11 protein-coding genes are annotated in these 12,509 nt (G+C 72.6%); 8 read left to right on the forward strand and 3 right to left on the reverse strand.

Going from position 1 to position 12,509, the window contains the following annotated elements:
• Positions 1-50 precede the first annotated feature (50 nt).
• Positions 51-293 carry an acyl-CoA carboxylase epsilon subunit gene (locus ACWEFL_RS07375; RefSeq protein WP_451708691.1) on the reverse strand — a complete coding sequence of 81 codons (243 nt, stop codon included), beginning with the start codon at positions 291-293 and terminating at the stop codon, positions 51-53.
• Entirely contained in the window at positions 290-1,996 is a 1,707-nt protein-coding gene (locus ACWEFL_RS07380) for an acyl-CoA carboxylase subunit beta (RefSeq protein WP_451708694.1), read from the reverse strand. The genes ACWEFL_RS07375 and ACWEFL_RS07380 overlap by 4 nt, the downstream gene beginning before the upstream one ends.
• 95 nt (positions 1,997-2,091) lie before the next feature.
• On the opposite strand from ACWEFL_RS07380, the gene ACWEFL_RS07385 reads away from it, so the two are divergent.
• A complete protein-coding gene (locus tag ACWEFL_RS07385) occupies positions 2,092-3,120 on the forward strand; it encodes an acyltransferase domain-containing protein (RefSeq protein WP_451708697.1) in 1,029 nt (342 codons plus the stop codon).
• On the opposite strand, the gene ACWEFL_RS07390 is transcribed toward ACWEFL_RS07385, so the two are convergent.
• Positions 3,081-5,909 (reverse strand): multicopper oxidase domain-containing protein, encoded by a 2,829-nt coding sequence (locus tag ACWEFL_RS07390; RefSeq protein ID WP_451708700.1) that lies wholly within the window; start codon positions 5,907-5,909, stop codon positions 3,081-3,083. The two genes, ACWEFL_RS07385 and ACWEFL_RS07390, sit on opposite strands and share 40 nt — an antisense overlap.
• Before the next feature lie 111 nt (positions 5,910-6,020).
• On the opposite strand from ACWEFL_RS07390, the gene fabG reads away from it, so the two are divergent.
• The 7 genes from fabG to ACWEFL_RS07425 all read left to right on the forward strand — a co-directional run bounded on the left by fabG (position 6,021) and on the right by ACWEFL_RS07425 (position 12,509).
• Positions 6,021-6,761, forward strand: coding sequence for a 3-oxoacyl-ACP reductase FabG (gene fabG / locus ACWEFL_RS07395; protein ID WP_451708703.1), 741 nt, complete (start codon positions 6,021-6,023; stop codon positions 6,759-6,761).
• A gap of 10 nt (positions 6,762-6,771) precedes the next feature.
• Positions 6,772-8,379, forward strand: coding sequence for a peptide MFS transporter (locus tag ACWEFL_RS07400; RefSeq protein WP_451708706.1), 1,608 nt, complete (start codon positions 6,772-6,774; stop codon positions 8,377-8,379).
• Between the two features lie 147 nt (positions 8,380-8,526).
• A complete protein-coding gene (locus tag ACWEFL_RS07405) occupies positions 8,527-8,847 on the forward strand; it encodes a TcmI family type II polyketide cyclase (RefSeq protein WP_451708709.1) in 321 nt (106 codons plus the stop codon).
• Positions 8,848-9,078: 231 nt separating this feature from the next.
• Positions 9,079-9,504: a cupin domain-containing protein gene (locus ACWEFL_RS07410; RefSeq protein WP_451708710.1), complete on the forward strand. Its 426-nt coding sequence runs from the start codon at positions 9,079-9,081 to the stop codon at positions 9,502-9,504.
• Positions 9,501-10,766, forward strand: a complete 1,266-nt coding sequence (locus tag ACWEFL_RS07415) for a beta-ketoacyl-[acyl-carrier-protein] synthase family protein (protein WP_451708713.1) — start codon at positions 9,501-9,503, stop codon at positions 10,764-10,766. The genes ACWEFL_RS07410 and ACWEFL_RS07415 overlap by 4 nt, the downstream gene beginning before the upstream one ends.
• 86 nt (positions 10,767-10,852) lie before the next feature.
• Positions 10,853-12,046 carry a ketosynthase chain-length factor gene (locus ACWEFL_RS07420; RefSeq protein WP_451708863.1) on the forward strand — a complete coding sequence of 398 codons (1,194 nt, stop codon included), beginning with the start codon at positions 10,853-10,855 and terminating at the stop codon, positions 12,044-12,046.
• A 205-nt stretch (positions 12,047-12,251) separates the two neighbouring features.
• On the forward strand, positions 12,252-12,509 hold the full coding sequence (locus tag ACWEFL_RS07425; protein WP_451708716.1) for an acyl carrier protein: 258 nt from the start codon (positions 12,252-12,254) through the stop codon (positions 12,507-12,509).

Genomic DNA, 12,509 nt, shown 5'->3' on the forward strand with positions numbered 1-12,509 from the left:
GCTCGGTCCGGCGAGCGGGCCCCGCCGGGGGTGGCCGCCGGGGGCCGTGGCTACACCGTGGCGCGGTCCCGCCAGGCCGGGGTTCCGCGCGCCGACCACGCGGGTGTGGGGGCGGCGAGGACGGTGGCCGGACGCGGCCAGGGGGCCGGGCCTGCCGGAACCTGGCCGGCCGGGTCGGGGCCAGGGGGCCGGGCCGCCAGGGCGTGGAGGACCAGGACGAGCGCCGCCAGCTCCTCCTGCCGGGGAGCGCCCCGGACCACGCGCACCGTGCGCGGCGCGTTGGCGGCGCTCACTGGGGCTGGTTCCCGTGCTTGCGGCTGGGCAGGGGCGCGTGTTTGGCACGGAGCATCGCCAGCGCGCCGATCAGCCGCTCCCGGGTCTCGGCCGGGTCGATCACGCTGTCGACGAGGCCGCGCTCGGCCGCGTAGTACGGGTGCATCAGCTCGGACCGGTACTCCTTCACCAGCCGCGCGCGGGTCGCCTCCGGATCGGACGCGCCCGCGATCTCGCGCCGGAAGACGACGTTCGCCGCGCCCTCCGCGCCCATCACCGCGATCTCGTTGCCCGGCCAGGCCAGCGAGATGTCCGTGCCGATGGAGCGGGAGTCCATGACGATGTACGCGCCGCCGTACGCCTTGCGCAGGATCAGCTGGACCCTGGGGACCGTGGCGTTGCAGTAGGCGTAGAGCAGCTTCGCGCCGTGCCGGATGATCCCGCCGTGCTCCTGGTCGACGCCGGGCAGGAAGCCGGGGACGTCGACCAGGGTGACGAGCGGGACGTTGAAGGCGTCGCAGGTCTGGACGAAGCGGGCCGCCTTCTCGGCGGCGTGGATGTCCAGCACCCCGGCGCGGGACGCGGGCTGGTTGGCGACGATGCCGACGACCTGGCCGTCGAGACGGGCCAGCGCGCAGACGATGTTCGTCGCCCACGCCTCGTGGACCTCGAAGAACTCGCCGTCGTCGACGATCTCCCCCACCACCGCCCGGATGTCGTACGCCCGGCCCGGATCGGCCGGAACGAGGTCCAGCAGCGCCTCGGTGCGGCGGTCGGCCGGGTCGGAAGCGGGCTCCGGCGGCGGCAGTTCGCGGTTGTTGGACGGCAGCAGGGACAGCAGATGGCGTACGTCGTCGAGGCAGCTCGCCTCGTCGTCGTACGCGAAGTGGGCGACGCCCGAGAGCGAGGAGTGCGCGTCGGCCCCGCCCAGCGCGTCATGCGTGATGACCTCGCCGGTCACCGCCTGCACCACATCGGGGCCGGTGATGAACATCTGAGCGGTTCCGCGCACCATGAAGACGAAATCGGTGAGCGCCGGGGAGTAGGCGGCGCCGCCGGCGCACGGGCCCATGATCACGCTGATCTGCGGAATGACCCCGGAGCTGCGCACATTGCGGGTGAAGATGCCGCCGTACCCCGCGAGCGCGGTGACGCCCTCCTGGATCCTCGCTCCCGCGCCGTCGCAGAGGCCGACGACCGGGGAGCCCGCGGACTCGGCCAGGTCCATCAGTTTGTGGATCTTCTCGGCGTGGGCCTCGCCCAGCGCCCCGCCGAAGATCCGGAAGTCGTGGGCGTACGCGAAGACGGTCCGGCCGTGCACCCGCCCCCAGCCGGTGACCACACCGTCGGTGTGCGGACGGCGGTCCTCCAGTCCGAAGCCGGTGGCGCGGTGGCGTCGCAGCTCCTCGATCTCGGTGAAGCCGCCCTCGTCGAAGAGGAGCGCGAGGCGCTCACGGGCGGTCAGTTTTCCCTTGGCGTGCTGCGCCTCGGTCGCCCGCTCGCTCGGGCCGCGCCGCACCTTCTCGTGCAGCTCGGCGAGTTCGGCGGCCCGGTCCCGTAGCCGGCCTTCCTCCGGAGTACCCGTTTCCGGGGCCGCGGGCGGGGCAGCGGGTGGGGAGGTGTCCGGGGCAGCGGACGTGGCGGCGGGCGGGGCCGTGGGCACGGCGGTGCCCACGGCGGTTTCCCTCGCGGTCTTCAGGGGCGTTTCCTCGGCAACGCTCATGATCCGAGCATCGGAGAGCGCGCTATAGGCGGACTCGACGGCCTCTGTACGTGTCGGTGGAGGACGGCTCGACCCCTGCCCTCCAGCCTTGGGCTATGACACACCTTCAGCGCGACCTCCACCGCCGGTCCGTGGTCCTGATGTGCCCGGGTACGGGAGCGCAGCATCCGGGAATGGCCGCCGGGCTCTACGGGCACGAGCGGGTCTTCACGGAAGCGGTCGACTCGGTGCTGGACCTGCTCGGGCCGGCCGGCAAGGCCGTGCGGGCCGACTGGCTGGCCGACGATCCCGCCGAGTCGCTCGACGGCGACACCCGCTCCGCGCCCCTGCTGTTCGCCGTCGACTACGGGATGGGACGCCTGGCCGAGAGCTGGGGGGTCCGTCCGGACGCGTATCTCGGACACAGCATGGGCGAGTTCGCCGCGGCCACGCTCGCCGGGGTCTTCCGGCTGAAGGACGCGGTGCGGCTGATGTGGGAGCGGGTGCGGATGCAGCGCTCCATCCCGAGGGGCGGGATGCTCGCGGTGGCCGCCACCCCGGACGAGCTGACCGGATACCTGGGCGCCGGTGTGGTCGTCGGCGCGGTCAACGGACCCCGGCACACGGTCCTCTCCGGGCTGGAGGCCCCGCTGCGCGCGGTGGCGCTGCGGCTGGCGGCGGACGGGCTGACCAGCCGTCGGCTCGCCACCCGCACCCCGTACCACAGTCCGGCGCTCGCGCACCTGACGGAGCGGACGGAGAAGCTGATCCGCGAGCTGGGGCCGGTTCCGCCGCGTGCGCGGTTCTACTCCGCGTACACGACCCGGCCGCTGAGCCGGAAGCAGGCGGCCGACGCCGCGTTCTGGGCGTCCCACCCGACGGATCCCGTGCTGTTCTGGCCGACGCTGGAGCGGGTGCTCGCGGACGGCGACCGGGTGCTGGTCGAGGCCGGTCCTTCGCAGTGCCTGTCGGTGATCGCGCGGGGGCACCCGGCCGTGCAGTCGGGCCGCAGCGCGGTGGTTCCCCTGCTGCCTCCCCGGGCCATGGGGCCCGAGGAGGATCGGGCGAGGGTGCGCGCAGCGCGGGAAACACTGAGCTCCTTGGGCTACTCGGGGAGGTTGCCGGTGGACCTGCCCGTCTCATAGGGGGTGGTGACTCCGTCGTACGCCAGGTGGAGCACCATTCCGTCGCGGGCGTGGTCGAGGTTGTGGCAGTGGTCCATCCAGAGGCCGGGGTTGTCGGCGGTGAACGCGACCTCGTACCGCTCTCCGGGAGCGATGTTCAGCGTGTCGGTCCACCAGGGGCTGCCGGTCGACTTCTTGCCGTCCTTGGAGAGGACGAGCATGCGATGGCCGTGCAGATGCATGGGGTGATCGTCGAGGCTCCGGTTGACGAAGGTGGTGCGCACGGTGTCGCCCTCCTTCACGAGCAGGGCGGGGATGTCCGGATAGACGGCGTTGTTGATGGTCCACAGCGCCATGGGCCTCCCGTCGTAGTAGCCGAAGCTGTTGCCCAGGACGAGGTGGAAGTCGCGGTCGTAGTCGGTGCCCGGTCCGAAGGGGACGCCGTCGCCTCGGGTGCCGTAGTCCAGCGGGTCGAACAGCGGGCCGTCGACGGGCTCCGGGGCGCCGGTGTCGGAGGCGGTGTCGGTGTCGGTGTCGGAGGAGGCGAGGATGTCGGCGGGTGCGAGCAGAAGGGACGAGGACTCGACGCGGTCCGTCCCGTACTGGCCGTCCTCGCCGCATCCTTCGAGCCCGCGTCCGCCGCCGGAGGCGTTGGCGTCGCCGACCACGGAGAGCCGGACGGGTCCGGCGGGCTGGCTGAAGACGACGTCGTACCGGCCGCCGCCCGCGATCCGCAGGCGCTCGCCCTTGAGTTCGGTGGGGCCGGAGACCTCGTTGCCGTCGATGGCGGCGACCTTGAAGGGGGTTCCGGCGAGCGAGTACGTACGTGGGCAGTTGTCGGCGTTGATCAGGCGGAGGCGGACGGGGGTGCCCGCGGGGACCTTCTGCCGCTGGAGGCGGGTGTCGTCGCCGAGGGCGGTGCGCTGGACGCCGCCGAGACCGTTCTGCCCGCTGAGCGCGCCACCGCCGCCACCGCCTCCGCCTCCTCCTCCGCCTCCTCCTCGTGGCGGTCCGGCGTCGCCGCCCTTCGCGCCCGCGATCGGCCAGGCGTGCGCGACCACGGTCCGGTCCAGCCCGCGCACCGTCGCGTCCGGCTCGGTCACGACCAGCGCGCCGAAGAGGCCACGGGCCACGGCGGTGCTGGACTGCTGGTGCGAGTGGTACCAGAAGGTGCCCGCGCGCGGCGGCCGGAAGCGGTAGACATGGCGCTCGCCCGGCCGTACCGCGTTCTGGGTGACGCCGGCGACGCCGTCCTCGGCGTTGGGCACGTCCACGCCGTGCCAGTGCACGGTGACGCCTCCCTTCACATCGCGGTTGACGAGGGTCACCTCGACCAGTTCGCCCCGGCGCATCCGAAGCTCCGGGCCGGGGAGCGTGCCGTTGAACGAGAGCGCGGCGACCTTCTCGCCCGACGCGAGGCGTACCGTGCGGTCCTCAGCGGTGAGGGTGAACCGCCGGTCGGGCGTGCCGGTCCTGGGGCCGGTCAGCTTGGAGACATCGCGCGCCGGCTCCGATCCGGCCGCCGGGCCGCCGCCCGTGTCGTACGCGTGCTGATGGTGGGAATCTCCCATCCGGTCCGGCAGCTTGCTCTGCTCGGCGACGACGGTGCAGCCGCCGACCAGCAGCACGGCGAAGCCGGTCACCACGGCGGCCGAGCGCGTGAGCCGCTTGACGCGAGACGGCGGACGCCAGTCCGGGGCGCTCATGGCGGCGTGGCGTCGCTGCTGAAGCAGGAGCAGCCCGCCCGCGGCCACGGCCAACAGGGCGAGCTCGAGGAGGAGGACGCCGGTGTACGGCGGGGTGGGCGGATGCAGGGTCATCGCCGCGCCGACGACGGTGGCGAGGGCGGCGACCCGTACGGGGACGACGAGCCGCGCGCGTGAGGCCAGGAGCCGGGACCGCGCGGGCTCCGGTCCGGGTTGGGACTCCGGCCCAGGTGCGGGTTCGGGTTGGGACTCCGGTCCAGGTGCGGGTCCGGGCTGGGGTGCGGGAGCCGGTTCGGGTGCCGGTGCCGACGCCCGGTCCGGGGCTCCGTCCGGGCCCGTCGCGGCCTCGGCTCGCGTACCGCCCGACGACGAACGTCCGCCGGGGCCGGGGCCGTCGCCGCCGTGGGCCGGTGGGGCGTCGCCGCCCGGCGCACCGCCTCGGACATGACCGTGGCCTCCGTCGGACGCCGCGTTTTGGGCCCGGAAGTCGAGGTCCGCCCGGTCCGCTCCCGTACGCGGCTGATCGCCGGCGTCCGTCCCTTCCCGCGCGGCCGGCACTGCCCCGACCCGTGCCAGGGCCGTTTCCCGGCCCCGCGTCCCGACCTCGGCGACGGCGCCATCGGCCTCGGCCCCGGCCTCATTGGCGGGCCCGGCGGACCGGATCCGGTCCGGCTCACCCGGCTCCGCCCGAACCGCCGCCGGTACCGCCTCCCGAACCACCGCAGTCCCGACCGCAGCCGTCCCGACCACCGTCTGTATCGCCGCCGCGTCCTCGCGGGCCGGGCGGGCCAGCCGCCAGTAGGCGGGTACGGCGAAGACGAGCACCGCCCCACCCGCGAGGGCAGGCGGCAGCGCCGCCAGCAGCACGAAGTCCGACGCGGCCCGCCACCCGGCCTCGACGGCGAGGGCGACCGCGAGGGCGACGCGGGCGGCGAGGGCCAGCAGGGCGACGGTCAGCAGGATCAGGCCCAGACGCGCCCTGCGCCGGATCTTGCGGGCCGTGGGGCGGGTCGACAGTCGGCGCGCGCCTCGGGCCGCGAAGGCCCAGAAGACCGCGGCCAGCACGGCCCACAGCAGGTTCTGTTCGAAGAGGATCTCCACCATGCGGGCAGCCTGCCGTGAGCCGTTCGAGTCTCCCTCGAGGCGGCTGGACGATGCTTCGCCGCGGCCGTGGCAGCCGCCGCGCGCCGAGGCGTCACGCGGGAGGGACACACCATGTCGACGAGGCGATGTGCGCTGGTGACCGGGGGTTCGCGGGGCATCGGCCGCGCGGTCGCGGTCCGGTTGGCGCGGGCAGGGTACGACATCGGATTCTGCTCGCGGTCGGCCGACGAGGCCGCGCTGGAGACGGCCCGGCTCGTCGCCGAGTCCGGCGCGGGCGTCCATCACACGGTCTGCGATGTCGTGGACGCCGACGCGGTCCGCCGCTTCGTCGGTGAGACCGAGGAGAAGCTGGGCCCGGCGCACGCGGTGGTCAACTCGGCCGGTGTGCTGCGGGACCGCCCGATGGCGCTGATGTCGGCGCGGGACTGGCACTCGGTGGTGGGCACGAGCCTGGACGGCGCGTTCAACGTCACCCGCGCGGTGCTGCGCGGCATGATCACCCGCAGGTCCGGCGCGGTGGTGAACGTGTCGTCCGTCATCGGGGTCTACGGCAACCCCGGCCAGTCCAACTACGCGACGGCCAAGGCGGGGCTGAACGGTCTGACCCGCGCGCTGGCGAAGGAGGTCGGCCCGTACGGAGTGCGGGTCAACGCCGTCGCGCCCGGGTTCATCGAGACCGACATGCTCGACGGGATGACGGAGAAGGCGCGGAACGCGGCGCTCGGGAAGATCTCCATGGGCCGCTTCGGCCGACCCGAGTCGGTGGCCGAGCTGGTCGCGTTCCTGCTCTCGGACTCCGCCGACTACATCACGGGTCAAGTGGTGCAGATCGACGGCGGCATCGCGCTGTGAGGGGGCTCGGATGACCTCCGGCACCGCGACACCGCCCCCGGCCACTCCCCCGACTCCGCCGACTCCGCCCACGGACGGGGCCACGAACCGGACCGCGGACCGGACCGCAAAAGGGACCACCGCGCCCGCACGGGACCCGGATCTCCCCCAGGCCCGCCCAGACCCGGAGGTCCCTGACGCCCTCCCCGTCCGCGCCCTGCTGCGCGAACGCTGGTTCAGCACGCTCTTCATGACCGACATGTGGGAGCGGTTCAGCTTCTACGGCATGCAGGCGCTGCTCTTCCTGTACGCGACCGCGCCCACGGCCGACGGCGGCCTCGGCCTCTCCGACGGCACGGCGGGCGCGCTCTTCGGACTCTACGTCTCGGCCTCGTTCCTGGCGGCCATGCCCGGCGGCTGGCTCGGCGACCGGGTGCTCGGCACGCACCGGGCGATGCTGAGCGGGGCGGTCGTCATCATGGCCGGCCATGTCTGTATGGCCGTGCCCGCGCGTACGACCTTCTATCTGGGCCTGCTGCTGGTCGCCTGCGGCACGGGCCTGCTCAAGCCCAACCTGCCCGTGATGTTCGACCAGCTGAATCCGGGGGCGAGCAGTTCCCAGCGCCAGGCCGCGTTCTCCCTGTTCTATATGAGCATCCAGGTCAGCGCCCTGATCGGCCCGCTGGTCACGGGGGCGCTGGGTGAGCGCGTCGACTGGCATCTCGGATTCGGCGCCGCGGCCGTGGGCATGGCCTTCGGCGTACTCCAGTATCTGCACGGCGCTCCCTCGCTGCGCGGGGCCAGGACCGGGCCGAGCCGTCCCCTGCCGCCTGCCGCGATGCGGCGGCTGGTCCGGGGCGCGTGGGCCTGCCTCGCCGCCGCCGTACTACTGATCACCGCGGTCGTGGCGGCGGGCGGGCTGCCGTTGCGGCCCGTGCTGGCACTGTGCGGCCTCGCATCCCTGGTCCTGCCCGTCCTCTACTTCCGGCGGCTGCTGCGCGGCGCGGAGTTCGACGCGGCGCAGCGCGCCCGGATCCGGGGCTATCTGCGCATCTTCGTGCCGTCGGTGCTGTTCTGGGCGATGTACGGGCAACTGGGCTCCGTCTTCAGCCTGTTCGCCCGGGAGCACACCGACCGGGATGTGCTGGGGTTCACCGTTCCCGCGAGCTGGTTCCAGTCCGCGCACCCCCTGTTCCTCCTGCTGCTGGCACCGCTGTTCGCCTGGCTGTGGCTGCGGATCGGCGCGAGGGAGGCCGGCGGGCGGGTGGCGCGGAAGTTCTCCGCGGGGCTGCTGTGCGCGGCGGCCGGGTTCGCGGTCCTCGCGGCCGGGGCGTGGCTCGCGGGCGACGGGAAGACGTCGGTGTCCGCCCTCTGGCTGCTTGGCGCGTTTCTCTGTATGACCTGCGGCGAACTGGTCTTCGGCCCGGTCGGTCTGAGCACCACCGCCGAGTCGTCGCCCGAGGGGCACGGGAGCCGGATGATGGGCCTGTTCTACCTGGGTGCGGCGCTGGGCGCGGGGCTCGGGGGGCAGCTGTCACATCTCGTGGGCGTCCTGCCGCTCTGGACGTATCTCGCGGGCTTCGCGGCCATGGCCGCCGTCACTGCCGTCGTCCTGTCCCGCAGAACGGCTCAAATCTGACGTCGAGTTGGTCTGGACGGAGGCTCAAGCCCGCCGGTCCAGCATCGAGACCAGTCGATCCGACCGCTCCGGACCGGCCGCCCGTTCGCCCGAACCGCTCTCGGGCACGACTCCGGGCTCTACCCGAAGTACCCGAAGGAGTTCCGCATGACGCACCGCACGCTCATCGTCGCGCGCATGGAGCACGAGGACGCGGAGAAGGTGGCGGGGCTCTTCGCCGAGTCCGACGCCACCGAACTGCCGCACATGATCGGCGTACAGCGGCGGACGCTCTTTCGTTTCCACGGTCTGTACTTCCATCTGGTCGAGGCCGAGGCGCCGATCAACGCCGACCTCTACCGGGCGCGCAGCCATCCGCTGTACCAGGACATCAACACCCGGCTCCAGCAGTTCATGACGCCGTACGACCCGTCATGGCGCGAACCGAAGGACTCGATGGCCGAGCCCTTCTACAGCTGGACCCCCTGACGGCTCCCGCCGCACCCTGTCCCCGCTCCCGATCCCGATCCCCTTCCTCCCCGCTCCCCGCTTCTCTCCATCCCCGCACGAGAACCCTCCCTGCTTCTTTCCTCCCCGCACGAGACCCCTCCCCGCTTCTTTCCTCCCCGCACAGTCCAGTCTCCCCGCACGGACCAACCTCCCCCACCGCTCTGTTCGGCTCTGTACCGCTCTGTTCCCGTCCCCATCTGTGGAGCACCTATGCAGACCTCCGACCTCACCAAGGTCGCCATCGACGACGTGCCGCCCAACCGCAAGCGCGGGGGCGATCTGCGTGTCCTGCTCAGCCCCAAGACCTGTGGATCGACCTCGGGGTTCATGGGCGTCGGCACGCTGAAGCCCGGCGAGTTCGTCTCCGAGCACTACCACCCGTACTCCGAGGAGTTCTTCCACGCGATCCGCGGCCGGATCCTGCTCCGGCTCGACGGCCAGGAGCTGACGCTGGAGCCCGGCGAGTCGTTCATGGTCCCGATCGGCGTACGGCACCGGATCGAGAACCCGTACGACGAGGACGCGTTCGTCGCCTTCTTCCTCGGCCCGCTCGCGCCGAGCCCCGAACTCGGGCATGTCGACTGCGAGCCGCTGCCCGGCGAAGGCACCCTGCCCGAAGTGGGGGGCGGCCGATGACCGGACGCGCGGTGATCACCGGGATCGGTGTCGTCGCTCCGGGACGGCCGGGCCGGGAAGCGTTCTGGGAGATGATCGTCAAGGGGCGTACGGCGACCCGGCGCATCACCCTCTTCGATCCGTCGCCGTTCCGCAGCCGAATCGGGGCGGAGTGCGACTTCGACCCCGAGCGCGAAGGGCTCTCCTACCAGGAGATCCGGCGCACCGACCGGGCGGGCCGCTTCGCGCTGGTCGCCGCGCGGGAGGCGATGAGCGACAGCGGACTCGACCTCGGCGCCGAGGATCCGCACCGGGTTGGGGTGAGCATCGGCAACGGCGTCGGCAACGCGATCTCCATGGAGCAGGAGTACCGCACGGTCAGCGACAACGGCCGTGACTGGCTCGTCGATCCGGCCTATATGAAGCCGCATCTCTACTCGTACGTCATGTCCAGTTCGCTGGCGACCGAGGTGGCCTGGGCCGTCGAGGCCGAGGGCCCCGCGACCGTCGTGAGCTCCGGCTGCTGCGCGGGCATCGACGCGGTCGGTTACGCCGTGGACCTGATCCGCGAGGGCTCGGCCGATGTGATGGTGGCCGGGGCGACGGACGCGCCGATCTACCCGATCACCGTCTCCTGCTTCGACACCCTGCGGGCCTCGTCCACCAGCAACGACGACCCCGAGCACGCCTGCCGTCCCTTCGACCGGCGGCGCAACGGCCTGGTACTCGGGGAGGGTTCGGCGGTCTTCGTCATCGAGGAGCTGGAGCACGCCCGCCGCCGGGGAGCCCGGATCTACTGCGAGGTGGCCGGCTACTCGGCGCGCGCCAACGGCTATCACATGACCGGACTGCGGGCCGACGGGCGGGAGATGGGCGAGGCGATCACCGCGGCGCTCGACGAGGCCCGGATCAACCCGGACGAGATCGACTACGCCAACGCCCATGGTTCGGGCACCAAGCAGAACGACCGCCACGAGACCGCCGCGTACAAGCGCAGTCTCGGCGATCACGCGTACCGGATCCCGGTCAGCTCGATCAAGTCGATGGTCGGGCACTCGCTGGGCTCGATCGGCTCGATCGAGATCGCCGCCAGCGCCCTGGCCATCGACCGGGGCACCGTCCCGCCCACCGCCAACTACGAGGAGCCCGACCCCGAGTGCGACCTGGACTATGTGCCGGGCACCGCTCGTGAGGCGGAGCTGGACGTGGTGCTGAGCGTGGGCAGCGGCTTCGGCGGATTCCAGAGCGCGGTGGTGCTGACGTCACCGAGGAGGATCGCGTGAAGGCGACAAGCGGACGCCCGGCCGCCGAACCGCGGCCGGCCCAAGCCGCGGCGGACGGACGGGAGAAGGGCGCGCGGTCTGCCGTCATCACCGGAATCGGGGTGGTCTCGCCCAATGGGCTCGACCGTGAGGCGTGGTGGCAGTCGACCCTCGACGGCAAGTCGGGGCTCGGCCGGATCACCCGGTTCGACCCGTCCTCGTATCCGGTGCAGGTCGCGGGCGAGGCCACCGGCTTCGATCCGGCGGACCACGCGCCCCAGCGGCTGGTCAGCGAGACCGACGCGATGACGCAGTACGCCTTCGCCGCGACGAACGAGGCGCTGGCGGACGCGGCCGTCGTCCCGGAGGCGTTCGCCGACCTCGACATGGCGGTCATCACCGCCAACTCGTCGGGCGGTGTCGAGTTCGGGCAGCGCGAGCTGCAGAAGCTGTACCGCGAGGGACCGCAGGCCGTCGGCGCGTACATGTCCATCGCCTGGTTCTACGCGGCGACGACCGGACAGCTCTCCATCCGGCACGGGATGCGCGGCCCCTGCACCGTGCTCTGCTCCGAGCAGGCCGGCTCCCTGGACGCCCTGGCGCAGTCGCGCCGGGTCCTCGACAAGGGCACCCGGCTGGTCCTGTCCGGCGGCACGGACGCCTCGCTCTCCCCGTACGGACTGGTCTGCCAGCTCTCCAACGGCAGGCTCAGCGAGGAGCTGCGCCCGGACCGGGCCTATGTCCCCTTCGACGCGGAGGCAAGCGGCTACGTCCCCGGCGAGGGCGGGGCGATCCTCGTCGTGGAGAGCCTGGAGGAGGCCCGCGACCGGGGCGTGGAGCGGGTCTACGGCGAGATCGCGGGCTATGCGGCGACCTTCGACCCTCGACCGGGTTCGGGCCGCCCGCCGGGGCTGCGGCGCGCGGCCGAACTCGCCCTGGCGGACGCCGGGGTGACGGCCTCGGACGTCGACGTGGTCTTCGCGGACGGCTACGGCGTGCCGGAGCTGGACCGTCAGGAGGCCGAGGCGATCACCGCCGTGTTCGGTCCGCGCGCGGTCCCCGTGTCGGTACCCAAGACGATGACCGGCAGGCTCTACGCGGGTGGAGCGGCGCTCGACACGGCCGCGGCCGTGCTCGCGCTGCGCGATCAGGTGATCCCGCCGTCCGTCCATGTGCGCCCGGACCCGGCGCACCGGCTCGACCTGGTCACCCGGGCGCGGGAGGCGCGGCTGCGTACCGCGCTCGTCCTCGCCCGCGGGTACGGCGGCTTCAACGCGGCCCTGGTCGTGCGGTCCGGGTGACCGTCCCGCGGTCCGTACGGCGGATTCCGCCCGCGCGGCGGCTTCCGTCCGTGCGACGGGCTCTGTCCGTACGGCGGGCTCTGTCCGTACGGCGGCTTCCGTCCGCACGGCGGCTTCCGTCCGCACGGACGGTTCCGCGGTCCGGGTGAACGGGCCGCCGCCGCCCCTTCCGACGTTCTCCAGCACACATATCCAGGAGGAACAGATGAGCAGCAGCATGACGTTCGACGACCTCAAGGCGATCATGAGCCGATCCACCGGGGAGCTGGACGGGCAGGAGCTGACCGAGGCCGATCTCGGCACGACCTTCACCGAGATCGGCTACGACTCGCTCGCCGTGCTGGAGATCGCCAGCCAGATCCAGCGGGAGTACGGCCTCCAGATCCCGGACGAGGCCATCGAGACGATGAACACCCCGAAGGACGTCATCGACTACGTCAACACGAGCCTCGCGGCGGTCTGA

The organism is Streptomyces sp. NPDC004838 (assembly GCF_053600955.1).

Coding starts and splice junctions, on each gene's coding strand:
- ACWEFL_RS07410 (WP_451708710.1), top strand. CDS start 9,079: ATGCAGACCTCCGACCTCACCAAGGTCGCCATCGACGACGTGCCGCCC.
- ACWEFL_RS07390 (WP_451708700.1), bottom strand. CDS start 5,909: ATGGTGGAGATCCTCTTCGAACAGAACCTGCTGTGGGCCGTGCTGGCC.
- ACWEFL_RS07425 (WP_451708716.1), top strand. CDS start 12,252: ATGAGCAGCAGCATGACGTTCGACGACCTCAAGGCGATCATGAGCCGA.
- ACWEFL_RS07415 (WP_451708713.1), top strand. CDS start 9,501: ATGACCGGACGCGCGGTGATCACCGGGATCGGTGTCGTCGCTCCGGGA.
- fabG (WP_451708703.1), top strand. CDS start 6,021: ATGTCGACGAGGCGATGTGCGCTGGTGACCGGGGGTTCGCGGGGCATC.
- ACWEFL_RS07385 (WP_451708697.1), top strand. CDS start 2,092: ATGACACACCTTCAGCGCGACCTCCACCGCCGGTCCGTGGTCCTGATG.
- ACWEFL_RS07405 (WP_451708709.1), top strand. CDS start 8,527: ATGACGCACCGCACGCTCATCGTCGCGCGCATGGAGCACGAGGACGCG.
- ACWEFL_RS07380 (WP_451708694.1), bottom strand. CDS start 1,996: ATGAGCGTTGCCGAGGAAACGCCCCTGAAGACCGCGAGGGAAACCGCC.
- ACWEFL_RS07400 (WP_451708706.1), top strand. CDS start 6,772: ATGACCTCCGGCACCGCGACACCGCCCCCGGCCACTCCCCCGACTCCG.